Below are 20,093 nucleotides of genomic sequence, written 5' to 3'. Positions count from 1 at the left end.
GTGGGCGCCTGCTGGCGCCCATCGCCGTTTACAATGACGGTGTTTATTTTTTTGAGAAAGCCTCAGTAATGGCCAATTACGTCTATACCATGAACCGCGTGGGCAAAATCGTCCCACCCAAGCGCCAGATTCTGAAAGATATTTCGCTGTCCTTCTTCCCGGGCGCGAAAATCGGCGTGCTGGGCCTGAACGGCTCCGGTAAGTCGACCTTGCTGAAAATTATGGCGGGCATCGATACCGACATCCAGGGCGAAGCGCGCCCGATGCCGGGCCTGAACATCGGCTATCTGCCGCAGGAACCGCAGCTGGACCCGGAAAAAACCGTGCGCCAGGAAGTGGAATCGGGCCTGGGCGAAGCGTTCGAAGCGCAAGCCAAGCTGGAAGCCGTGTACGCCGCCTACGCCGAAGAGGACGCGGATTTCGACGCGCTGGCCAAGGAACAGGAGCGGCTGGAATCCATCATCGCCGCAGCCGATGGCGGCAATCTGAACCTGCAGCTGGAAATGGCCGCCGACGCGCTGCGCCTGCCGCCGTGGGACGCCAAGATCGGCGTGCTGTCCGGCGGTGAAAAGCGCCGCGTGGCGCTGTGCAAGCTGCTGCTGTCCAAGCCGGACATGCTGCTGCTCGACGAACCGACCAACCACCTGGATGCGGAATCGGTGGAATGGCTGGAACAATTCCTAGTGCGCTTCCCGGGTACCGTGGTCGGCATCACCCACGACCGCTACTTCCTGGACAACGCCGCCGAGTGGATTCTGGAACTGGACCGCGGTCACGGCATCCCGTGGAAGGGCAATTACTCGTCCTGGCTGGATCAGAAGCAGGACCGTCTGAAGCAGGAAGAGGCGACCGAATCGGCGCGCCAGAAAGCGCTGGCCAAGGAACTGGAATGGGCGCGTCAGAATCCGAAGGCGCGTCAGGCCAAGTCGAAAGCCCGTCTGGCCCGCTTCAACGAGCTGAGCGAATACGAATACCAGAAGCGTAACGAGACGCAGGAGATTTTCATCCCTGTGGCCGAGCGTCTGGGTAACGAAGTGATCGAGTTCAAGAACGTGTCGAAAGGCTTCGGCGACCGCCTGCTGCTGGACAACGTCTCGTTCACGATCCCGCCGGGCGCCATCGTCGGCATCATCGGCCCGAACGGCGCCGGTAAATCGACGCTGTTCAAGATGATCGCCGGTCTGGACAAGCCGGACAGCGGCGAAGTGGTGATCGGCCAGACCGCGAAGATTTCGCTGGTCGACCAGAGCCGCGACAAGCTGAGCGACGCCAAGACCGTGTTCGAAGACGTTTCGGGCGGCGCCGATATCCTCAACGTCGGCCGTTTCGAAATGCCGTCGCGCGCCTACCTGGGCCGCTTCAACTTCAAGGGCGCCGACCAGCAGAAGATCGTCGGCAACCTGTCCGGCGGTGAGCGCGGCCGACTGCACCTGGCCAAGACCCTGCTCAAGGGCGGCAACGTGCTGCTGCTGGACGAACCGTCGAACGACCTGGACGTGGAAACCCTGCGCGCGCTGGAAGACGCGCTGCTGGAATTCGCCGGCTCGGTGATGGTGATCTCCCACGACCGCTGGTTCCTGGACCGTATCGCCACCCACATCCTGGCGTTCGAAGGCAACTCGCAGGTCACCTTCTTCGACGGTAACTACCAGGAATACGAAGCCGACAAGAAGAAACGCCTGGGTGAGGAAGGCGCCAAGCCCAAGCGTATCCGCTACAAGCCGCTGACGACCTGATCATCAGCCAAACCCGAAAGCCCCGGCTTTCGGGTTTTTTTATTCTCGTTTCGGCAAAAGTGCATTGCCGGGCGTGGCGATTCTCAGCCGTTTCCTTATCGACGACACTGGCGCTGCCTGCCAACCACTCGATAAGGAACCATGATGCGCCCTCATACCAAACAAGTCTTCGCCGCCGCCGCGCTGGCCGTGGCCGCCAGCACCACCGCCCTCGCCGCCCCGGTGGCCTACCGCAATGTCAGCATCGACGGCGTCAACATCGCCTACCGCGAGGCCGGCTCGCCCGACAAGCCAACCTTGCTGCTGCTGCACGGCGTGCCGAGCTCGTCGCGCATGTACGACGGCCTGATGCGCAAGCTGGGCGACCGCTATCACCTGATCGCGCCCGACTATCCGGGTTTCGGCCACAGCGACGCGCCGGCCCAGACCGCTTCGTCTACAGCTTCGAGCACCTGTCGGAAGTGATGCGGAAATTTACCGACGCCGTCGGCGTCCAGCGCTACGTGCTGTTCATGCAGGACTATGGCGCGCCGGTCGGCATGCGCCTGGCCACCATGCGTCCGGCCGCCGTGCAGGGCATGATTTTCCAGAACGGGAATGTGTACGAGGAAGGCCTGGGCGCGATGTGGGCCACGCGCAAACCGTTCTGGAGCGATCGCGCCGCGCACGAGCAGGCAGTACGCAGCGCCCATCTGTCAGTGGCCGTCACCAGGGCCCGCCACATCGGCAGCGATCCGCAGGTGGAAGCTTACGACCCCGATCTGTGGATGGACGAATACGCCTATCTGAACCGTCCCGGCCAGGCCGCGATCCAGTCCGAGCTGATTTACGATTACCAGCACAATATCGCCGCCTACCCGCAGTGGCAGCGGTGGCTGGCCGCGCATCAGTTGCCGACGCTGGTGGTGTGGGGCAAGCACGATCTGGCCTTCACCGTGGCGGGCGCATTGGCCTTCAAACGCGATCTGCCCGCGGCGCGCATCGAAGTCCTCGATGCCGGCCATTTTGCGATGGATACCAGACTGGACGAAGTGGCCATGCTGACGGACCAGTACCTGCAGTCGGCGCTGGCCGGCAAGTAAGCGGCCTTATTGCAGGCTGGCGTCCTGACGCAGGGCAGCCACCGCCATGTCGATGAAGGTGCGGATCCTGGGCGCGGCATTGCGCCCTTCGCGGTGCACGACATGGATGGGCAGCGGCGGACGCTCGAACTCTTCCAGCAGCAATTGCAGCTCGCCGCGCCGCAGCGCCGGCGCAATCTGGTACAAGGGCAAACGCGTGATGCCGAACCCCGCCAGCGCCATGGCCGCCGCCGATTCGTTGGTGCTGGTGGTCATGCGTGGCTGCAGCCGTATTTTCAGCTCATCGCGGAAGCGGAATTCCGGTGTCGGCGTGACGCCGGTGGCGGTGACGATGGTGTGCCGCTCCAGTTCCTCCGGCCGCCGCGGCACGCCGTGGCGTTCGAGATACTCGGGCGCCGCGCACAGCACCTGCCGCACCCGTCCCACCCGGATCGCCTGCAGCGACGAATCCGGCAACGCGCCAATACGCACCGCCACATCGACGCCCTCATCCACCAGGTTGACCTTGCGGTCGATGAACCAGCAGTGGATGGTCACTTCCGGGTACCGGCTCAGATAATCGCGCACCACCGGCGCCACGTGCATGCAGCCGAAGTTGACCGATGAAGTTACCGTGAACTGGCCGCGCGGCGCCGCATGCGTGCCGGCGGCGGTGCTGTCCGCCTCGTCCAGATCGGCCAGGATGCGCCGACAATTCTCGGCATACACGCGGCCGGTGTCCGTGAGGCGCACGAAGCGCGTGGTGCGCGTCAGCAGGCGCGTGCCCAGGCGTTCTTCCAGCTCGGTGACGGCGCGCGTCACCACCGACGGCGACACGCCCAGCTTGCGCGCCGCCGCGGAAAATCCTTCCGTGTCCACCACCGCCAGAAAGGCCGACATGGCCTGTATCCTGTCCATACGCGTCTCGAGTTGAGTATTGAGGCTGGCATGCATTCTACGTGAGAAAGCGAGAGATTTTCGGCATGGCAAGATGTTAAGCTGGCGCCATGAATTCCAAGAAGCGCATCCTGCTGGTCAATCCGCCGCACACCGCCATCGGCAGCCGCATACCGAAGGAACAATTACCGCCGTTGGGCCTGCTCAGCGTGGGCGGTCCCCTGATCGACGCCGGCTTCGAGGTCAGCCTGCTCGACGCCGAATTCGGCCCCATGACGGTAGCCGCCGTGATCGACCGGATCGCGGCGCACGCGCCGGACGTGCTGATGCTGGGCCACTCCGGCTCCACCTCGGCACACGACACCATCATGCGCATTGCCGAAGGCGTCAAGCTGGCCTGCCCCGGACTGCCCATCGTCTATGGCGGCGTCTATCCGACCTACCATTGGGAAGACATCCTGCGCGGTTATCCGCAGATCGATTACATCGTGCGCGGCGAAGGCGAGCGTACCACGACCGAATTGATGCTGGCCTGGTCGCGCGGCGCCGATCTCGCGCAAGTGGACGGTATCGCGCTGCGGAGGGACGGCCTGCCGCTGGCCACCGCGCCGGCCGAGATGATACGCAATCTGGACGATTACCGGGTCGGCTGGGAACTCATCGATCACAACCGCTATTCCTACTGGGGCGGCATGCGCGCGGTGGTGGTGCAATTTTCGCGCGGCTGTCCCTACTTGTGCAGCTATTGCGGCCAGCGTGGCTTCTGGACCCAGTGGCGCCACCGCGATCCGGTGCAATTCGCCAAGGAACTGGCGCGTTTGCACCGTGACCATGGCGTACAGCTGATCAATTTTGCCGACGAGCTGCCCACCGGCTCGCGCAAGGCATGGCTGGCCTTCCTCGAAGCGCTGATCGCCGAGAACGTCAACCTGACGCTGGTCGGCTCCACCCGCACGGGCGACATCGTGCGCGATGCCGATATCCTGCACTTGTATAAGAAGGCCGGGGTGATCCGCTTCCTGCTGGGCATAGAAAGCTACGACGAAGCCATGCTCCAGACCATCCGCAAGGGCACCACCACCAGCGACGACCAACAGGCCATCCGGCTGCTGCGCCAGCACGGCATCCTGTCGATGGCGACCTATGTGGTGGGCTTTGAAGAAGAGACCGACGCCGACTACTGGCGCTCGCTCAAGCATCTGCTGCGCTATGACCCCGACCAGATCCAGATGCTGTACGTGACGCCGCATCGCTGGACGCCGTATTTTGAAACGGTGGAGAACCGCAAGGTGATCGAGACCGACAGCGCCAAATGGGACTACAAGCACCAGGTGCTGGCCACCGCCAGGGTACCGCCGTGGCGCGTGCTGCTGTGGGTGAAGGCGATCGAGGTAATCATGCAGGCGCGGCCCAAGGCCATCCTGCGCATCCTGCTGGGCAAGGACCAGCATGTACGGCACGGCATGCGCTGGTACACCCGCATGGGGCGGCGCGTGTGGATACACGAAATCCTGGAGTTCCTGTTCAGCGCGCGGCTGAAGAAAAGCACACTGACGTTGCGCAGTTTCTGGGGTGCCTCGCTGGCCGCCAACGAGGAATCCATGCTCAAGCGCAAGCGCACCATCCCGCTCCGGGCCAGCAAAACGAAAGGGCCGGACCCTGCGGAGCAGAATCCGGCCCTTCGTACTTGAAGAGGTCAGACGGCGGTGCGCTTAGAAGTTGTAGCGCAGGCCAGCAGTGATGGCGCCGTTTTTGCGGCCGACATCGATGTCGTTCTTGCCGTAGTTTTCATACTCCAGCGAGACTTTGACGTTCTTGTTGATGGCATACTCGCCACCCACCGAGGCGTACAGCGCGGTTTTGTTGTCGCTGCCGTTCACCGAAGCGATACCGGAGGTGTTCACTTCGTTGTGGTTGCGCGCCACGCCCAGTTTGGCGAACACGGCGAAGTCGTTGGCGACTGGCCAGGTGCCCTTACCGGCCACGTAGTAGGAGTGGGCATCGGTCTGCAGGCCGCCGGCCGCGCCGCCTACGCTGTAGTTGTAGCTGCGTTTGCCGAAGTCGGTGTAGCCGGCTTCCACCGCCCAGGTATTGGTGATGTTGTAACCGCCATAAATTTTGCCACCGGCTTTGGTGCCGCTGTGGTTGTCGCCGCTGACAGCGCCGGCGCCCGCGGCGTCGAAGTCATAACGGCTGCCGACAACACCGGCGCCGATGTAGGCGGTGCCGGCGGCGTCCTGGTTGTTTTGTGCGTAAGCAGCGGAACCGCCCAGAGCGGCAGCGGTGGCAATCAGTGCGATCAGAGTATTTTTCATGATATTGGATCTTTCAGCATTGGTTTAACAAGGTCTTGCCTGGGATCGCAGTTCCTTGTGAATTGCGATGGGTTCAAGATAGCACTTCGGCCAACTGCTGTGTGGACCAATTTAATAATAAGTGTTACATCATGTAAGCAGAATTATCACTGGCTTAAATTCACTTAAGCCAAACTTAAGGGGACTTTAAAAATCGGGGTGAATTTGCCGGAAAGTGAGGTTGATGCGCGGTCCGCGCGGGGTGCGCTCCTTGTTGATGCCGTGCGTCCAGTGGCTTTGCAGCGCGCCGGCCATCAATAACAGGCAACCGTCGCCCAGCGCCAGCTTGACGGTTTTCGGCAGCCGCCGGTGTTTGAGGATGAAGGTGCGCGGCGCGCCGAAGCTGACCGAGGCAACCGCCGGATTGCGGCCCAGTTCGCGCTCGTCGTCGGCATGGAAGCCCATACTGTCGCGTTCGTTGCGGTAGTAATTGAGCAGGACGCTGTTGAACTGCCGTCCGGTAACGCGTTCGACCGCCTGTTTGATGTGCAGTTGCAGCGCGGTGAATGGCTGCGGATGGAAGGTCTTGCCGGAATAACGGTAGCTGGCCTCGCCATGCCAGGCCGACAGACGCGGCTGCATGTGCAATTTGCCCCAGACCTGGATCTGTTCCTCGCGCCAGTCGGTTTCGGCCAGCAGGCGCCGCATCACCTCGTCGGGCGGCAGGTCCAGCGCCAGGCGCTGCTGGAACCATAATTCGCCGTCTTCGATGGGGATGGGATTGAGGCGGGTGTCGTCGGCAAATAAGTCCATGCGCGTTATGATACGGCACCTGACTTTTCTGGAGTATCACGCATGAAAAAACGCCAGTTCCTGGGCAGCGCCGCACTGGTAGGCTTGTCCGCCGCAACCGCCACGCGCGCGCAGGCCGCCGCCAGCGCCGGTCCGGCGTTGCTGACCGTCACCGGCGCCATCAGCCTGACCAACCGCGGCAAGCTCGATCCGGTCAAGGATCAGATGATGGTCAAGCAGAAGCAATCGTTCGACAAGGCGCATGCTTTCGATTTCGCCGCGCTGACGGCGCTGCCGGCCATCGCCATCAAGCCGACGCTGGAATACGATGCGAAGCAGCATACGCTGCAAGGCCCGTTGCTGCTGGAGGTGATGAAGGCGGCCGGCGCCAGGCTGAACGACAACACCAGACTGGTGCTGCGCGCGATCGATGGCTTCGCGGCGACGGTGACGGTGGCGCAGGCGCGCGCGCAGCGCTACATCGTGGCCACCCATCTGGATGGCGCACCGATGCCGCTGGGCGGACTCGGCCCGCTATGGGCGGTGTACGAGGCGGACAAGGTGCCCGAGATGGCTGCCAGGCCGCTGGCGGACCGCTACGGCCTGTGCCCCTGGGGCTTGTATCACATCGACGTGCAGGCTTAGAGACCTCTTAAGCGTACGCTTCCGCCAGGCTCATAACTCGCGGCGTGATGGTGATGCCGACGCTGTTGAACAGGGCGGTGATGGCGGCCATGTTGGCTTCCATCTCTTCGGTTTTCCAGCCCTGGAACAGATCGGTGCCGTCTTTCTGGAAGTGCAGGTCCAGCACCTTGCCGCGGTCCTTGTGGGTGTAAGGACCGCTGTAGGTATTCTTGAAGCCCAGCGCCGTCAGCTGGTTCAGCACCTCGGTCGGCGGATTGTCCGGGTCGGTGGCCAGGAATACGCCAAAGGTCTTGCCTGGCGGCTTGGCGGCGATGTCGACGTCGTAAATGCCAGGGGCTTTCGTAACGGTTGTACTTTTCAGAAATAACATGTCTTACCCCTCAGGCTCGATAATTCTTCTAGAAAACAAAGCTTATTGCGAATTCTCAGGTTTGTCGACTGATCCCGATACTTATTTGTGGCGAAAGCGCAGTCAAACCACAACATTCTTGTCCCGGACAAGTACTGCATCCAGTTGAAATATAGTTGTTAAGCGGTAATTTGCCAGAAATTAGGCACCGAAGCGCTCATTCGCGTGTTTGCGTTTCGCCAAGTCTGTGGTTGGCGCGACAAGAGACCGATACAACGCTCCCGTTGGCGCATCCCATGCTGTGACCGCCTGCTGCTGGCGTGCCACCGTGGCCAGATCGCCGCGCGCGATCGGACCGCTCAACGCGGCGGCGGCGCCGAGGCGGAAGACATTGTCCATGGTCTCGCTGGCCAGCGGTTGCGCCAGCCGGCGCGCGATCTCTTCGGGAATGCCGGCGGCCTGGTAAGCGCGCAAGGCGGCGTCCAGCACCGTCACCAGGTAATTGCTGGCGAAGACGGCCGCCGCGTGGTACACGGTTTTGGCGGCGGCATCGATAGTCACCGGCTGCGCGCCGATGGCTTGCAGCGCCGGCGTCAGCACGGCCAGCGCGTCTGCATCGCCTTCCATGCCGCAGAAAGTACCGGCGAACTGCTCTGCCACCGCGGCCGGATCGGCAAAGCTGCGGATCGGGTGCACGCTGGCGGTCAGCGCGCCGGCATCGCGCGCGGCCTGCAATGCATCGGACGCCAGTGCGCCGCTGCAGTGGAAGACGATGCTGTCCTTCAGTGGCACGGCGCGCGCCAACGCCTCGCAGGCTGCGGCGATCTGGTCATCGCCCACCGCCAGTATGTGGACGGCGGCCGGCTGCAGCTGTTCATACGCGATGGCGATGCTGCCCGTACCGATGAAATCCACCGCCTGCCGCGCCGACGCGGCGCTGCGCGTCAGCACCTGCTGGATGCGGAAGCCGCCGTGCCGCGCGAGCAGCCGGCCGAACACGCGGCCGACATGGCCGGCGCCGATCAGGTTCAGCGCTGGCGCCATCAGAAGCCCGATCCCGGCTGCTTGAGGAATACCACTTCTTCCGGCGTCGAAACGCGGCCCAGGATGGCGTTACGATGCGGGAAGCGGCCGAAGCGCCGTATCACTTCGTAATGGCGATGCGCGTAATCGAGATTGCCGGCGATGCCTTTATTGTCGGGCCGCTCCGCCGCCAGGCGCGTGAACAGGCGCACACACTGTTCCTGCATCGTCATGTCTTCCGCGTGCTCCAGCGGCATGTAGACGAAGACGCGCTGCAGCGGCGCCAGCGCCTGGTCGGCCCCCGTGGCGATCATGTTCAGCGCGGCCGGCAGCGCCTCCGTGTCGCCGGCAAACGCCTGCGGCGTGCCACGGTAGACATTGCGGCAGAACTGATCCAGCAGCAGGATGCGCGCCAGCGCCGCCCGCGGACCTTGCGTATCCCAGTCGCGCAGACCGCCGGCCAGCGCCTGTTCGATTTCGGTGCCGAAGCGCTGGGCGATCTCGCGGTCGAAGGCGTCGTTCTTCTGGAACCATTCGCGGCGCGGCTGTTCAGGGTCCTGGCCGGCGGCAGGCGTGAACCAGAAATCGAATACGGCTTGAGCTTGTGGATTCATGTCAGTTGCGCGCGTGCGTCATCTGGAAGCTTTGGATACCTTCAAAGTCCGCCAGTTCCGCGCACAGCACGGACATCGGCGAACCACTGTGTTTGCTCAGCGCGATGGCGACGAAGCGCCACTCCTGCATGTTGCGGTCGCTGGCGATCATCATCGAACCGCCGGCGATTTCATAACCGCGCTGCAGCGCCATCTGGCGCAGCGCCTGTTCCTGCGGGCGGTAGCCTTCCTTGAAGCGCATGGTGATGGCGATGGCGTGGCGCGACGGCAGCCAGGCTTCCAGTTTGGTCAGGTAAATCATGGAGAAGGCGCACAGCAGCGCCAGCCCCATGGCGCCCATGTAGAAGCCCACGCCCACCATCACGCCGATCACCGACGAAGCCCAGATCGAGGCCGCCGTCGTCAGACCGCTGATGTTGAATCCCTCGCGCATGATCACGCCGGCGCCGAGGAAGCCGATGCCGGTGACGATGCCCTGCACGATGCGGGTCGGATCGGAGCTGACCAGGTACTGCGAAACATGGCCGCCGAACCAGTGCGCCGGATAACCCCCGATCACCGTCAGCGCGGCGGACGCCATGCACACCAGCCCATAGGTGCGCATGCCTGCCGCGCGGCCATGGTAAGAGCGCTCGTAGCCGACCAGCAGACCGAGTGCCAGCGCGCCCAGCAGGTTCAAGATGATGACCGCATTGGTCGCCAGCTCCGACTGGGACCAGTAAGCCGTAAGAAAATCGAAGCCGGGCATGAGATGCCTTTATTTTTTGGTTTTGGTGAGCTGCTTTTCGAAGGCGATATCGAGTTTGCTGACGCGCTTGGGCGCCGGCGGTTCTATGCCGTTGACGAAGGCGACGAATTCATCGAGCTCCATCGGCGGCCCCAGTGGCGGATTGCCGGCGCCTTCGCTGAGGAAGAAGTGGCCGCTGCCGGTCACCGTCATCGAATATTTGCTGTTGCCGGTGCGGCGTTTCAGACGGTCTACCGCGCTGGTGGCCCGGGTTGCGCGTGCGCTCATAATGCCTCCGTACGGGTCTGCAGCCAGGCCAGCGCATCGCCGGACAGCAGTGGCGACAGGCGCTTGCGCACTGTCGCGTGATAATCGTTGAGCCAGCGCTTTTCCTCATCGCGCAGCAGGGCGGGTTCGATGCAGCGGGTATCGATCGGGCACAAGGTCAGTGTCTCGAAGTTGAGGAATTCGCCGAATTCGGTATGGCCGGCGGGACGGTTCAGCACCAGGTTTTCGATGCGGATGCCCCAGCGGCCCGGCCGGTACAGGCCAGGTTCGATGGAGGTGATCATGCCCGGTTCCATCGCCGTCTGCGGTTCCGGCATGGCCGACGGCGAGATCGATTGCGGGCCTTCGTGCACGTTCAGGAAGTAGCCGACGCCATGGCCGGTGCCGTGGCCGAAGTCCAGACCCTCGGCCCACAGCGGCGCGCGCGCGATCGCGTCCAGCATCGGCGACTTGGTCCCGCGCGGGAAGCGCGTGGCCGACAGCGCGATCATCCCCTTCAGCACCAGCGTGAAGTCGCGGCGGTGTTCCTCGGTGATGCGGCCGACCGCCACCACGCGCGTGATGTCGGTGGTGCCGCCCAGGTACTGGCCGCCGGAGTCGATCAGCAGCAGGCTGTTGCCGTGGATGACGGCGTGGCGCGCCTCGGTGGCGCGGTAATGCATGATGGCGCCGTTTTCGGCAAAGCCGGCGATGGTCGCGAAACTCGGGCTGATGAAGCCTGGGCGCCGCGCGCGCGCGGCGGTGATCTGGCGGTCGATGTCCAGTTCGGTCAATGGTTCGCGGTCGGGATTGGCCAGGGTATGTTCCAGCCAGGTGAAGAATTCGCACAGGGCGGCGCCGTCCTGCTCCATGGTGGCGCGGATGTGGGCGGCGTCCTGTTCGCTCTTGCGCGACTTGGCCAGCGTGGTCGGGTTGATCGCCTCGATCACCTTGATCTTGGGTGCGATCCACTGGCGCGTGCCGTGGGTGATGCGGCGCGGGTCGAGCAGCACCACGGCGTCGGCCGGCAATGCGGCCAGCGCGGCGGCGGCCTGCCCGTACGATGCCACATCGATGCCTTCGTCAGCCAGCACGGCGCGCAGTTCCGGCGCGATCTTGCCGTCGGCAACGTACAGCGTGGCGCGGGTTGGCGTGATCAGGGCATGCGCCAGGAAGATCGGATTGAAGTTGACGTCGGCGCCGCGCAGGTTGAACAGGTAGGCGATGTCGTCCAGCGTGGAAATCAGGTGGCGGTTGGCGCCGGCCTGCTGCATCGCATTGCGCAGGTCGGCCAGCTTGCCGCTGCGGCTTTTCGACGCATATGGCGGCAGATGCTCGAAGATCGGCGCAGCCGGCAGCGCCGGCCGGTCCTGCCACACCTGGTCCAGCAGATCGAGATCGGTGCGCAGTTTGATGTCTTTAGGCTCCAGTGCCTGTTGCAGCAGGCGGGCGATGGCCAGCCCCAGCACGGCGCCATCGACGGCCAGGGTCTGGCCCGGCTTCAGCTGGGCTGCCAGCCAGTCGATGTACTGCACACTGGCGCCGGAAGTGATCTTCATCAGCTGGATGCCGGTGCCGGCGAGTTGCTGCTCGGCCTGCGTCCAGTAGCGGGCATCGGTCCAGATGCCGGCAAATTCGAGGGTGATGATGAAAGTTCCGACCGAACCGGTGAAACCCGACATCCACTCGCGGCCCTGCCAGCGTTCCGGCAGGTATTCGGACAGATGCGGATCGGCGGACGGCACCATCAGCGCGTCGACCTGCTGCTGACGCATCGCCGCCCGCAACAGCGCCAGGCGCTCGGCGACTTGGGAGGGGTCTGGAGTATGCATGGAAAGATTCAAATCCTGTGCGCCGCCACTGCGGCATAGCTTGTCGCTATGATACCCCGATTCCCAGGTTTGATTTAGCGCCACGTGACACGGTCGGGAGAATGATTAAATGGCTGAGCTTGTTGTGTTTACAACCATGGCCTATAGTGATCATGATCGTCTCCGGCGGCTAACGTTCGAATTCATCTTGAGTGATGCTTATGATGTCGATTATGAGGGCTATCACTAATGGAAATGCATGACCCACTACATCCGGGTGAATTTATTTTGGAAGTTTATTTACGGCCGCAGAACATTAGCGGCCGAAGGGCTGCTGCACAGCTTGGCGTGGCTGCGTCAACCTTCAATCGCATTTTGAATGGGCAAGGACGAGTGAGCCCTGCAATGGCACAAATTCTTTCACGCTCATTAGGTAGATCTGCGGGAAGCTGGCTCGCCATGCAGGAAATGTGCGACCGCTGGCAAGCCAGGCAACGCGATGCCGCTTAAGCGACCGGGATGGTACCGCCGTCAATGATGAATTCTTGGCCGGTCAGCCCCTCGGAGATTGCCAGGAAGGCGATCAGGTCCGCCACTTCGCGCGGCTGGGCCGGGCGGCCGAGCGGGATGCCGCCGAGCGCCTGCATCACGCCGGCTTTAGCTTCTTCATAACTGTGGCCGGCCTTGGCCGCCAGTTCGTTGACGAAGGCGGTAGCGGCTTCGGTCTCGATCCAGCCCGGCGACACGCGCAGCACGCGTACGCCCTTGGGGCTGATTTCCTTCGACAAGCTCTTGCTGTAGTTGGACAACGCCGCCTTGGCCGCCGCGTAGGCGGTGGTGGATGCCGGCAACGGTAGACGGCCCTGGATCGATGTTACATGGATGATCACGCCCTGCCCCCGCTCCACCATGCCCGGCGCCAGCGCGCGGTCCAGGCGAACCGCCGGCATCAGGTTGAAATTCAGTGCGCGCTCCCACTCCACATCGTCCAGGACGGAAAACCCGCCGGCCGGCGCACTGGAGCCGCCCGCCACATGCACGATCACGTCCACGCCGCCAAGCCGTTCGTGCACCGCTTCCGCCACGGTGGCACAACCGGCGGCCGTGGTCAGGTCGGAAGAAACGAAAATGACATCCGGCGGCAACTCGCCGCTCAGGCTGCGTGCGGTGGTCAACACCCTCGCGCCTTCGGCATGCATGCGCGCCACCACCTCCCGGCCGACGCCCTTGGTGCCACCCGTAACCAGTACCCGGCGATTTTGCAAAGAAGACATACGAACTCCTGTCGTAAAAAACGTCATCTTAGGCTGCACAATTGTGAGCAAAAAGAGCTATGCCTGATATGCTCTGTGAATTACAAGTTCACAATGACAAGCATGAAAACCGCAACCCTGGATGGCGTCCGCACATTTCTGGCCGTCGCCGAACACCGCAGTTTCAGCGCGGCCGCTGCGCAATTGGGCATCACCACCACCGCCGCCAGCAAAGCGATCAAGATAATGGAGCAGCGTCATGGCGTGGTTTTATTCAAGCGCACCACACGCAGCGTGGCGCTGACCGAAGCCGGTACCGGTTTATACGCGCAGTTACGTTCGGCAACGTCGCAAATAGACGACGCTTTTTCCTCCCTGAATGCCTATCGCGACAAACCGATCGGCACACTGCGTTTAACGGTTCCGCGTGCCTTGGGCGGCCTGGTACTAAAAACCTTGGCACCGCAATTCAGGCGTGAATATCCCGATGTATCGCTCGATATTTCATTGAACGATGGCGCGGTCGATTTAATCTCTACCGGTTTCGATGCAGGTATCCGGCTAGGCCAATCGGTCGCGCAGGACATGGTCATGGTGTCATTAATACCGGAACTGGAGTGGACCGTCGTCGCGTCGCCGACATATCTCCGCCAATATGGTGCGCCAGCCAAGCCGGAAGAATTAATACACCATCAAACCATACGCTATCGCTTTACTTCTTCTGGCGCCTTGCATCGCTGGCGCTTCTTGCGCGATCAGCACAGCTTTGAAATAGAAACGACTGGCGGATTAATTGTCAACGACACGACTTTAATTGCCGAGTTTTGCCGACAGGGACAAGGGCTGGCATATCTCCCCGAAATAGAAATCAGTACCGATCTGAGCAGCGGAAAACTCGAAAAAACCTTGCAGGCATTTATTCCCCGCAGCACGGGACTCTACCTGTATTTTCCCGCCCGCACCCAGCAGGACGCGAAGCTGCGCGCCTTCGTGGATACCGCACGCGCCGGAAATTGGCGGGTACGTGCCAATAGTTAGCACGATCTGGATAAAAAAAGTCCGCTAAGCCTCATATCGTCGTAATCCGTCCAGATCGAGGATGCGGATTCCGCCGTAATCAAGACTCAGCAATCCCAGCTTTTCCAAACGCTGCAGCGCCTGATTTGCGCGCTGGCGCGATGTGCCCGATAAATATCCGAGTTCTTCCTGCGATATCAGTATCGTATTTTCCAGACCGGGATATAACTGGCTGTGGAACATCGATGCCAGACAGCGGGCGATACGGGTGTCAGGATCTAACAGGCGCTCGTTTTCCAGCATGCCGATAAACTGCCCCAATCGCTCATTTAATTGCATCAGCAAAAATCGCGTAAAAGGCAGGCTGTTATCGACCAGCCACATAAACGTCGATATTGGCATGCGTGCGATACGGCTGTCACGTAAAGCAATGGCATCGTATTTCAGATGTTCCCGTTTTAAAACGGTCCCTTCGCCAAACCAGCTGCCTGGGGTCATCCCGGTAAATGTCACGCTTTTTCCGGTGGATGAGAAATTATTCATTTTCACCAGGCCATCGATTACGCCGAGCCAATGTTCCACCATCTCGCCCTTGCGGCACACATAACCGCCCTTGGCAACCGATATTTCAACCGTATCGGCTTCCACGCGCGCCATTTGTTCCGGCGTCAGCGCTTTGGCCCACAGCGTCGACCGTAAGGCTTCCCGCAAAGTTATTTGATGCCGATCAGACATTTTTGCGATGCACCATAGAAAAGTCGGTCAATTGTCGTCGAAAAGACAACCTGCGTTTAAAAGGCAAGTTAATATCACTCTACAAAAAGAAGCAGCAACAGGAGACACTGGTGCAAACTCAGAATGAGACCTTTCCGCGCCGTCTGCTTGCCCATGGCCGAAACCGGCCAGGGAAACCCGCGTTCCGCGAAAAGTACCTGGGCATCTGGCAGAGCTGGAACTGGGCCCAGGTCAACGACGAAGTGCGCGCCCTCGCCTGTGGCCTCGCCGCGCTCGGCTTCCAGCGCGGCATGAACCTGGCCATCATCGGCGACAACCGTCCCCGGCTGTATTGGGCCATGCTGGCGGCGCAATGCCTGGGCGGCGTGCCGGTGCCGCTGTACCAGGATGCCCCGGCCGCCGACATGGTCTACGTGCTGGAAAACGCCGAGATCCGCTACGCCATCGTCGAAGACCAGGAGCAGGTCGACAAGTTATTAGAACTGCAATCAGTGTATCCGCATTTGCGCCACATTGCCTACGATGACGAACGCGGCATGCGTCACTATCGTCAGCAAAGCCTGCTGTCCTACGCCAGGCTGCAGGAAATCGGTCGCGCCTGGGACCGCGAGCACCCCGGCTACTACGACGCCGCCGTGGCCGAAGGCCGGAACAGCGACAATGCCATCATCCTTTACACCTCCGGTACCACCGGCAAGCCGAAAGGCGTCTGCCAGACCCACGCCGCGCTGCTGGCGGCCGGCGAAGGCGGCGTCGGTTTCGAAAAACTCACCGATGGCGAAGACATCCTGTCCTACCTGCCCATGGCCTGGGTCGGCGATTGTTTGTTCTCGTTTGCCCAGGCCATGACGGCCGGTTTCACCGTCAACTGTCCGGAATCCGGCGCGACGGTGCTGAACGACATGCGCGAAATCGGCCCGACCTATTATTTCGCTCCGCCGCGCGTGTTCGAGAACATGCTGACCACCGTGATGATACGGATGGAAGACGCCGGCGCGTTCAAACGCCACCTGTTCCGCTACTTTATGGCGGTGGCGCGCCGCTGCGGTGCGCAAATGCTGGACCGCAAGCCGGTGCCGCTGGCCGACCGCCTGCGCTATGCCGTGGGCCGCGTGCTGGTGTACGGACCGTTGAAAAATGTGCTGGGCATGTCGCGCATCCGCGTCGCCTACACCGCCGGCGCGGCGATCGGACCGGACCTGTTCCGCTTCTACCGCTCCATCGGCGTCAATCTGAAGCAGTTCTACGGCTCCACCGAGACTTGCGCCTACATCTGTTTGCAACCGGACGGCCAGATCAAGTTCGACAGCGTCGGCCTGCCGGCGCCGGGCGTCGAAGTCAAACTGGCGGACAACGGCGAGGTGCTGGTGAAATCGCCAACCTTGATGGACTGCTATTACAAACGCCCCGACGCCACCGCCGAAGCCATCGACGCGCAAGGCTATTTCCACACCGGCGACGCCGGCCTGTTCGATCACGACGGCCACCTGAAGATCATCGACCGCGCCGCCGACGTTGGCCGCATGAACAGCGGCGCCATCTTCGCGCCCAACTATGTGGAAAACAAACTCAAGTTCTTCCCCTTCATTAAAGAGGCGGTGGTGTTCGGCCATCAACGCGACGAAGTGTGCGCCTTCATCAACATCGACATGGAAGCGGTGGGCAACTGGGCCGAGCGCCGCAGCATCGCCTACTCCGGCTACACCGACCTGGCCGCACACCCGGCCGTGTATGGCCTGGTGAGGGAATGCATGGAACAGGTCAACGCCGACCTGGCCGCCGAGCCGGCGATGAGCGAGACCCAGATCCACCGCTACCTGGTGCTGCACAAGGAGCTGGACCCGGACGACGATGAGCTGACCCGCACACGCAAGGTACGCCGCAAATTCATCGCCGAAAAATACGCGGTGCTGATCGACGCGCTTTACGACGGCAAGACCTCGCAATACATTGAAACGCAAGTGAAGTTCGAGGACGGCCGCAGCGGCCTGATCGCCGCCGACCTGAGAATAGAGCCCTGCCAGACCTACCCTGCCGTGCAGGCAGCCGCATGACGGAGAGCGCCACCATGCAGATGAACGAACCAGACGTCCATTTCAGCACCCGCCGCCAGGCGGGACCGGTGATCCTCGATCTGCAGAATATTTCGCTCTCCTTCGGCGGCGTCAAGGCGCTGACCAATATCTCCTTCGACGTGCGCCAGCACGAGATCCGCGCCATCATCGGCCCGAACGGCGCCGGCAAAAGCTCGATGCTGAACGTGATCAACGGCGTCTACCGCCCGCAGCAGGGGCAGATCGTCTACCGCGGCGAGGTGCGCGGGAACATGGACTGCCATACGGCCGCCAAATCCGGCATCGCCCGCACCTTCCAGAACATCGCGCTCTTCAAAGGGATGACGGTCCTCGATAACATCATGACCGGCCGCAATCTGAAGATGAAGTCCAGCTTCCTGATGCAGGCGCTGTACTGGGGACCGGCGCGGCGCGAGGAAATCGCCCACCGCATCAAGGCCGAGGAGATCATCGACTTCCTGGAGATACAGGCGATCCGCAAGACGCCGGTCGGCCGCCTGCCTTACGGCCTGCAAAAACGCGTAGAGCTGGGCCGCGCCCTCGCCGCCGAGCCGGAAATCCTGCTGCTCGACGAACCCATGGCCGGCATGAACGTGGAAGAGAAGCAGGACATGTGCCGCTTCATCCTGGACGTCAACGATCAATTCGGCACCACCATCGTGCTGATCGAGCATGACATGGGCGTGGTGATGGATATCTCGGACAGGGTGGTGGTACTGGATTACGGCCGCAAGATAGGCGACGGCACACCGGACGAGGTACGCTGCAACCAGGATGTGATCAACGCTTACCTCGGAGTGGGCTGCGCATGAACCTCAACTTCTTCTTCGAGGTGCTGATCGGCGGGCTGCTGTCCGGCGTGATGTACGCGCTGGTGGCGATCGGCTTTGTGCTGATTTACAAGGCCTCCGGCGTATTCAACTTCGCGCAGGGCGCGATGGTCTACTTCGCCGCGCTGACCTGCGTGGGCGTGACCGAAAAATTCGGCGTCTCGCTGTGGGCGGCGATTCCGGTCACCATTGTCGTGATGATCCTGCTCGGCATCGCGGTGGAGCGCGTGGTGCTGCGGCCACTGGTCAACCAGCCGGAAATCACCCTGTTCATGGCCACCATCGGCATGGCCTTCTTCATCGAGGGCCTTGCCCAGCTGCTGTGGGGCGCCGGCGTGCGTAAGCTGGAACTGCCGATCGAAGACGTGCCCTCCGAGTACCTGATGGAGAAGTACAACATCGTCGTCTCGCAGTTCGACATCACGGCCGCGGCGGTGTGCGGCCTGCTGGTCACCGCATTGGCCCTGCTGTTCTCGAAAACCAAGGTGGGACGGGCGTTGCGTGCGGTGGCGGACGACCACCAGGCCGCACTGGCGGTCGGCATCCCGCTGAAGCGCATCTGGGCCGTGCTGTGGTCAGTCGCCGGACTGGTCGCGCTGGTGGCCGGCCTGCTGTGGGGTGCGCGCAATGGCGTGCAGTTCGCGCTGACTTTCGTCGCGCTGAAGGCGCTGCCGGTGCTGATACTGGGCGGCTTTACTTCCATGCCGGGCGCGATCGTCGGTGGCCTGATCATCGGCGCTTCCGAAAAACTGGCCGAGGTGTTCATCGGCCCGTATGTCGGCGGCGGCATCGAAGGCTGGTTCCCTTACGTGCTGGCCCTGCTGTTCCTGCTGGTGCGGCCGGAAGGCCTGTTTGGCGAAAAAATCATCCGCAGAATCTGAGGGGAACGCCCATGCTCTACCGCGAGGCAGGACAGTTCAAGACCAGCTACGAGGCCGACGGCCAGATCTTCCCGATCCTGCAGGACCGCGTCGCGCTGCTGGCGATGATGGCGTTGGCGATCGTGGCGGTGCCGCTGTGCGCGTCGGCTTACACGCTGTCGGCGATATTGATACCTTTCCTGATCTTTTCGCTGGCCGCGATCGGTCTGAATATCCTGACCGGCTACGCCGGCCAGCTGTCGCTGGGCACGGCCGCCTTCATGGCGGTGGGCGCCTTCGCTTCCTATAATTTCATCCTGCGCCTGCCCGGCCTGCCGGTACTGCTGGCGTTTGTGCTGGGCGGTTTGAGCGCGGCGCTGGTCGGCATCGCCTTCGGCCTGCCGTCGCTGCGCATTCGCGGCTTCTACCTGGCCGCGTCCACGCTGGCGACGCAATTCTTCGTGGTCTGGTGTCTGACCAAGATCCCGTATCTCACCAATTACAGCGCCTCCGGCGTGATCACCGCGCAGCCCATCGTCATCCTCGGTCATGCCTTCGATACGCCGGAACGCAAATACCTGCTGGTGCTGTGCGTGGTGGCAGTGATGGCGCTGCTGGCCAAGAACATGGTGCGCTCCAACGTCGGCCGCTCGTGGATGGCGGTGCGCGACATGGATGTGGCGGCCGAAGTGATCGGCTTCCGCCTGATGCGCACCAAGCTGCTGGCGTTTGCCGTCAGCTCCTTCTACTGCGGCGTGGCCGGCGCGCTGTATGCGTATGCCTACCTCGGCACGGTGGAACCGGAGGCATACAACCTCGATCTGTCGTTCCGCATCCTGTTCATGATCATCATCGGCGGGGTCGGTTCGATACTCGGCTCCTTCCTTGGCGCGGCCTTCATCGTGCTGCTGCCGGTAATGCTGAACGTGATCGCGCACAGCCTGTTGCTGCCCACCAGCGTCGCCTCCAACCTGGAGCTGATGGTGTTCGGCGCGCTGATTATATTTTTCCTGATCGTCGAGCCGCATGGCCTGGCGCGTCTGTGGCAAATCGGTAAAGAGAAATTGCGTCTGTGGCCCTTCCCGCACGAATAAAAATGAGGAGAGA

The 20,093-nt window shown here is 62.2% G+C and carries 22 protein-coding genes; 11 read left to right on the top strand and 11 right to left on the bottom strand.

Features of this window, described 5'->3' with window-relative positions; genetic code table 11:
- The first annotated feature begins 68 nt into the window (after window positions 1–68).
- From ettA to E4L98_RS07440, 3 genes are all read left to right on the top strand, one after another.
- Window positions 69–1,736 (top strand): energy-dependent translational throttle protein EttA, encoded by a 1,668-nt coding sequence (ettA, locus tag E4L98_RS07445; RefSeq protein WP_135200926.1) that lies wholly within the window; start codon window positions 69–71, stop codon window positions 1,734–1,736.
- Between the two features lie 141 nt (window positions 1,737–1,877).
- A complete protein-coding gene (locus E4L98_RS31045) occupies window positions 1,878–2,201 on the top strand; it encodes an alpha/beta fold hydrolase (protein ID WP_267874883.1) in 324 nt (107 codons plus the stop codon).
- Complete coding sequence (locus E4L98_RS07440) at window positions 2,201–2,818, top strand: alpha/beta fold hydrolase (RefSeq protein ID WP_267874882.1); 618 nt, start codon at window positions 2,201–2,203, stop codon at window positions 2,816–2,818. The genes E4L98_RS31045 and E4L98_RS07440 overlap by 1 nt, the downstream gene beginning before the upstream one ends.
- 6 nt (window positions 2,819–2,824) lie before the next feature.
- On the opposite strand, the gene E4L98_RS07435 is transcribed toward E4L98_RS07440, so the two are convergent.
- On the bottom strand, window positions 2,825–3,715 hold the full coding sequence (locus tag E4L98_RS07435; protein WP_135200925.1) for a LysR family transcriptional regulator: 891 nt from the start codon (window positions 3,713–3,715) through the stop codon (window positions 2,825–2,827).
- Window positions 3,716–3,804: 89 nt separating this feature from the next.
- On the opposite strand from E4L98_RS07435, the gene bchE reads away from it, so the two are divergent.
- The gene (bchE, locus tag E4L98_RS07430) at window positions 3,805–5,385 is read left to right on the top strand and encodes a magnesium-protoporphyrin IX monomethyl ester anaerobic oxidative cyclase (RefSeq protein WP_135200924.1); all 1,581 of its coding nucleotides are present in this window, start codon (window positions 3,805–3,807) and stop codon (window positions 5,383–5,385) included.
- A gap of 21 nt (window positions 5,386–5,406) precedes the next feature.
- On the opposite strand, the gene E4L98_RS07425 is transcribed toward bchE, so the two are convergent.
- Both E4L98_RS07425 and E4L98_RS07420 read right to left on the bottom strand, forming a co-directional pair.
- Window positions 5,407–6,009: an outer membrane beta-barrel protein gene (locus E4L98_RS07425; RefSeq protein ID WP_135200923.1), complete on the bottom strand. Its 603-nt coding sequence runs from the start codon at window positions 6,007–6,009 to the stop codon at window positions 5,407–5,409.
- Between the two features lie 186 nt (window positions 6,010–6,195).
- A complete protein-coding gene (locus E4L98_RS07420; protein ID WP_135200922.1) occupies window positions 6,196–6,801 on the bottom strand; it encodes an alpha-ketoglutarate-dependent dioxygenase AlkB family protein in 606 nt (201 codons plus the stop codon).
- Between the two features lie 42 nt (window positions 6,802–6,843).
- Between E4L98_RS07420 and E4L98_RS07415 the strand changes: the two genes are divergently transcribed.
- The gene (locus tag E4L98_RS07415) at window positions 6,844–7,425 is read left to right on the top strand and encodes a putative pterin-binding protein (RefSeq protein WP_135200921.1); all 582 of its coding nucleotides are present in this window, start codon (window positions 6,844–6,846) and stop codon (window positions 7,423–7,425) included.
- Between the two features lie 7 nt (window positions 7,426–7,432).
- Here the strand turns inward: E4L98_RS07415 and E4L98_RS07410 are convergent, their stop codons facing one another.
- The 6 genes from E4L98_RS07410 to E4L98_RS07385 all read right to left on the bottom strand — a co-directional run bounded on the left by E4L98_RS07410 (window position 7,433) and on the right by E4L98_RS07385 (window position 12,237).
- A complete protein-coding gene (locus tag E4L98_RS07410) occupies window positions 7,433–7,795 on the bottom strand; it encodes a hypothetical protein (RefSeq protein ID WP_135200920.1) in 363 nt (120 codons plus the stop codon).
- Window positions 7,796–7,975: 180 nt separating this feature from the next.
- Window positions 7,976–8,818 (bottom strand): Rossmann-like and DUF2520 domain-containing protein, encoded by an 843-nt coding sequence (locus E4L98_RS07405; RefSeq protein WP_135200919.1) that lies wholly within the window; start codon window positions 8,816–8,818, stop codon window positions 7,976–7,978.
- The gene (locus E4L98_RS07400) at window positions 8,818–9,411 is read right to left on the bottom strand and encodes a DUF924 family protein (protein ID WP_135200918.1); all 594 of its coding nucleotides are present in this window, start codon (window positions 9,409–9,411) and stop codon (window positions 8,818–8,820) included. The genes E4L98_RS07405 and E4L98_RS07400 overlap by 1 nt, the downstream gene beginning before the upstream one ends.
- Window position 9,412: 1 nt before the next feature.
- Entirely contained in the window at window positions 9,413–10,159 is a 747-nt protein-coding gene (locus tag E4L98_RS07395) for an MgtC/SapB family protein (protein ID WP_135200917.1), read from the bottom strand.
- Between the two features lie 9 nt (window positions 10,160–10,168).
- Entirely contained in the window at window positions 10,169–10,426 is a 258-nt protein-coding gene (locus E4L98_RS07390) for a hypothetical protein (protein ID WP_135200916.1), read from the bottom strand.
- Window positions 10,423–12,237, bottom strand: coding sequence for an aminopeptidase P family protein (locus tag E4L98_RS07385; RefSeq protein ID WP_135200915.1), 1,815 nt, complete (start codon window positions 12,235–12,237; stop codon window positions 10,423–10,425). Before E4L98_RS07385 ends, E4L98_RS07390 begins: the two co-directional genes overlap by 4 nt.
- Before the next feature lie 228 nt (window positions 12,238–12,465).
- Here E4L98_RS07385 and E4L98_RS07380 point away from each other — a divergent pair, with 228 nt between their 5' ends.
- Window positions 12,466–12,726 carry a HigA family addiction module antitoxin gene (locus tag E4L98_RS07380; protein ID WP_135200914.1) on the top strand — a complete coding sequence of 87 codons (261 nt, stop codon included), beginning with the start codon at window positions 12,466–12,468 and terminating at the stop codon, window positions 12,724–12,726.
- Here E4L98_RS07380 and E4L98_RS07375 read toward each other — a convergent pair.
- Complete coding sequence (locus tag E4L98_RS07375) at window positions 12,723–13,490, bottom strand: SDR family oxidoreductase (protein WP_135200913.1); 768 nt, start codon at window positions 13,488–13,490, stop codon at window positions 12,723–12,725. The genes E4L98_RS07380 and E4L98_RS07375 overlap by 4 nt on opposite strands.
- Window positions 13,491–13,592: 102 nt before the next feature.
- On the opposite strand from E4L98_RS07375, the gene E4L98_RS07370 reads away from it, so the two are divergent.
- On the top strand, window positions 13,593–14,507 hold the full coding sequence (locus E4L98_RS07370; protein WP_135200912.1) for a LysR family transcriptional regulator: 915 nt from the start codon (window positions 13,593–13,595) through the stop codon (window positions 14,505–14,507).
- A gap of 24 nt (window positions 14,508–14,531) precedes the next feature.
- On the opposite strand, the gene E4L98_RS07365 is transcribed toward E4L98_RS07370, so the two are convergent.
- The gene (locus E4L98_RS07365; protein WP_135200911.1) at window positions 14,532–15,221 is read right to left on the bottom strand and encodes a Crp/Fnr family transcriptional regulator; all 690 of its coding nucleotides are present in this window, start codon (window positions 15,219–15,221) and stop codon (window positions 14,532–14,534) included.
- Between the two features lie 107 nt (window positions 15,222–15,328).
- On the opposite strand from E4L98_RS07365, the gene E4L98_RS07360 reads away from it, so the two are divergent.
- The 4 genes from E4L98_RS07360 to E4L98_RS07345 are packed head-to-tail and all read left to right on the top strand — an operon-like array spanning window position 15,329 to window position 20,080.
- Entirely contained in the window at window positions 15,329–17,275 is a 1,947-nt protein-coding gene (locus E4L98_RS07360) for an AMP-binding protein (protein WP_371857201.1), read from the top strand.
- Window positions 17,272–18,108, top strand: a complete 837-nt coding sequence (locus E4L98_RS07355; RefSeq protein WP_135200909.1) for an ABC transporter ATP-binding protein — start codon at window positions 17,272–17,274, stop codon at window positions 18,106–18,108. Before E4L98_RS07360 ends, E4L98_RS07355 begins: the two co-directional genes overlap by 4 nt.
- Window positions 18,105–19,007: a branched-chain amino acid ABC transporter permease gene (locus E4L98_RS07350; protein ID WP_135200908.1), complete on the top strand. Its 903-nt coding sequence runs from the start codon at window positions 18,105–18,107 to the stop codon at window positions 19,005–19,007. The genes E4L98_RS07355 and E4L98_RS07350 overlap by 4 nt, the downstream gene beginning before the upstream one ends.
- A gap of 11 nt (window positions 19,008–19,018) precedes the next feature.
- Window positions 19,019–20,080, top strand: a complete 1,062-nt coding sequence (locus E4L98_RS07345) for a branched-chain amino acid ABC transporter permease (protein ID WP_135200907.1) — start codon at window positions 19,019–19,021, stop codon at window positions 20,078–20,080.
- The last annotated feature ends 13 nt before the right edge of the window (window positions 20,081–20,093 follow it).

The organism is Duganella callida (genome assembly GCF_004614165.1).
Taxonomy (GTDB): domain Bacteria; phylum Pseudomonadota; class Gammaproteobacteria; order Burkholderiales; family Burkholderiaceae_D; genus Rugamonas; species Rugamonas callida.
This window is presented reverse-complemented; position numbering and strand designations above follow the sequence as displayed.

Excerpts from the sequence above, each read along its gene's own strand:
- E4L98_RS07410 (WP_135200920.1), bottom strand. The coding sequence starts at position 7,795 with ATGTTATTTCTGAAAAGTACAACCGTTACGAAAGCCCCTGGCATTTAC.
- E4L98_RS07385 (WP_135200915.1), bottom strand. The coding sequence starts at position 12,237 with ATGCATACTCCAGACCCCTCCCAAGTCGCCGAGCGCCTGGCGCTGTTG.
- E4L98_RS07400 (WP_135200918.1), bottom strand. The coding sequence starts at position 9,411 with ATGAATCCACAAGCTCAAGCCGTATTCGATTTCTGGTTCACGCCTGCC.
- bchE (WP_135200924.1), top strand. The coding sequence starts at position 3,805 with ATGAATTCCAAGAAGCGCATCCTGCTGGTCAATCCGCCGCACACCGCC.
- ettA (WP_135200926.1), top strand. The coding sequence starts at position 69 with ATGGCCAATTACGTCTATACCATGAACCGCGTGGGCAAAATCGTCCCA.
- E4L98_RS07415 (WP_135200921.1), top strand. The coding sequence starts at position 6,844 with ATGAAAAAACGCCAGTTCCTGGGCAGCGCCGCACTGGTAGGCTTGTCC.
- E4L98_RS07355 (WP_135200909.1), top strand. The coding sequence starts at position 17,272 with ATGACGGAGAGCGCCACCATGCAGATGAACGAACCAGACGTCCATTTC.
- E4L98_RS07390 (WP_135200916.1), bottom strand. The coding sequence starts at position 10,426 with ATGAGCGCACGCGCAACCCGGGCCACCAGCGCGGTAGACCGTCTGAAA.
- E4L98_RS07365 (WP_135200911.1), bottom strand. The coding sequence starts at position 15,221 with ATGTCTGATCGGCATCAAATAACTTTGCGGGAAGCCTTACGGTCGACG.
- E4L98_RS07375 (WP_135200913.1), bottom strand. The coding sequence starts at position 13,490 with ATGTCTTCTTTGCAAAATCGCCGGGTACTGGTTACGGGTGGCACCAAG.
- E4L98_RS07420 (WP_135200922.1), bottom strand. The coding sequence starts at position 6,801 with ATGGACTTATTTGCCGACGACACCCGCCTCAATCCCATCCCCATCGAA.
- E4L98_RS07395 (WP_135200917.1), bottom strand. The coding sequence starts at position 10,159 with ATGCCCGGCTTCGATTTTCTTACGGCTTACTGGTCCCAGTCGGAGCTG.
- E4L98_RS07350 (WP_135200908.1), top strand. The coding sequence starts at position 18,105 with ATGAACCTCAACTTCTTCTTCGAGGTGCTGATCGGCGGGCTGCTGTCC.
- E4L98_RS07380 (WP_135200914.1), top strand. The coding sequence starts at position 12,466 with ATGGAAATGCATGACCCACTACATCCGGGTGAATTTATTTTGGAAGTT.
- E4L98_RS07370 (WP_135200912.1), top strand. The coding sequence starts at position 13,593 with ATGAAAACCGCAACCCTGGATGGCGTCCGCACATTTCTGGCCGTCGCC.
- E4L98_RS07440 (WP_267874882.1), top strand. The coding sequence starts at position 2,201 with ATGCGGAAATTTACCGACGCCGTCGGCGTCCAGCGCTACGTGCTGTTC.
- E4L98_RS07435 (WP_135200925.1), bottom strand. The coding sequence starts at position 3,715 with ATGGACAGGATACAGGCCATGTCGGCCTTTCTGGCGGTGGTGGACACG.
- E4L98_RS07425 (WP_135200923.1), bottom strand. The coding sequence starts at position 6,009 with ATGAAAAATACTCTGATCGCACTGATTGCCACCGCTGCCGCTCTGGGC.
- E4L98_RS07405 (WP_135200919.1), bottom strand. The coding sequence starts at position 8,818 with ATGGCGCCAGCGCTGAACCTGATCGGCGCCGGCCATGTCGGCCGCGTG.
- E4L98_RS07345 (WP_135200907.1), top strand. The coding sequence starts at position 19,019 with ATGCTCTACCGCGAGGCAGGACAGTTCAAGACCAGCTACGAGGCCGAC.
- E4L98_RS31045 (WP_267874883.1), top strand. The coding sequence starts at position 1,878 with ATGATGCGCCCTCATACCAAACAAGTCTTCGCCGCCGCCGCGCTGGCC.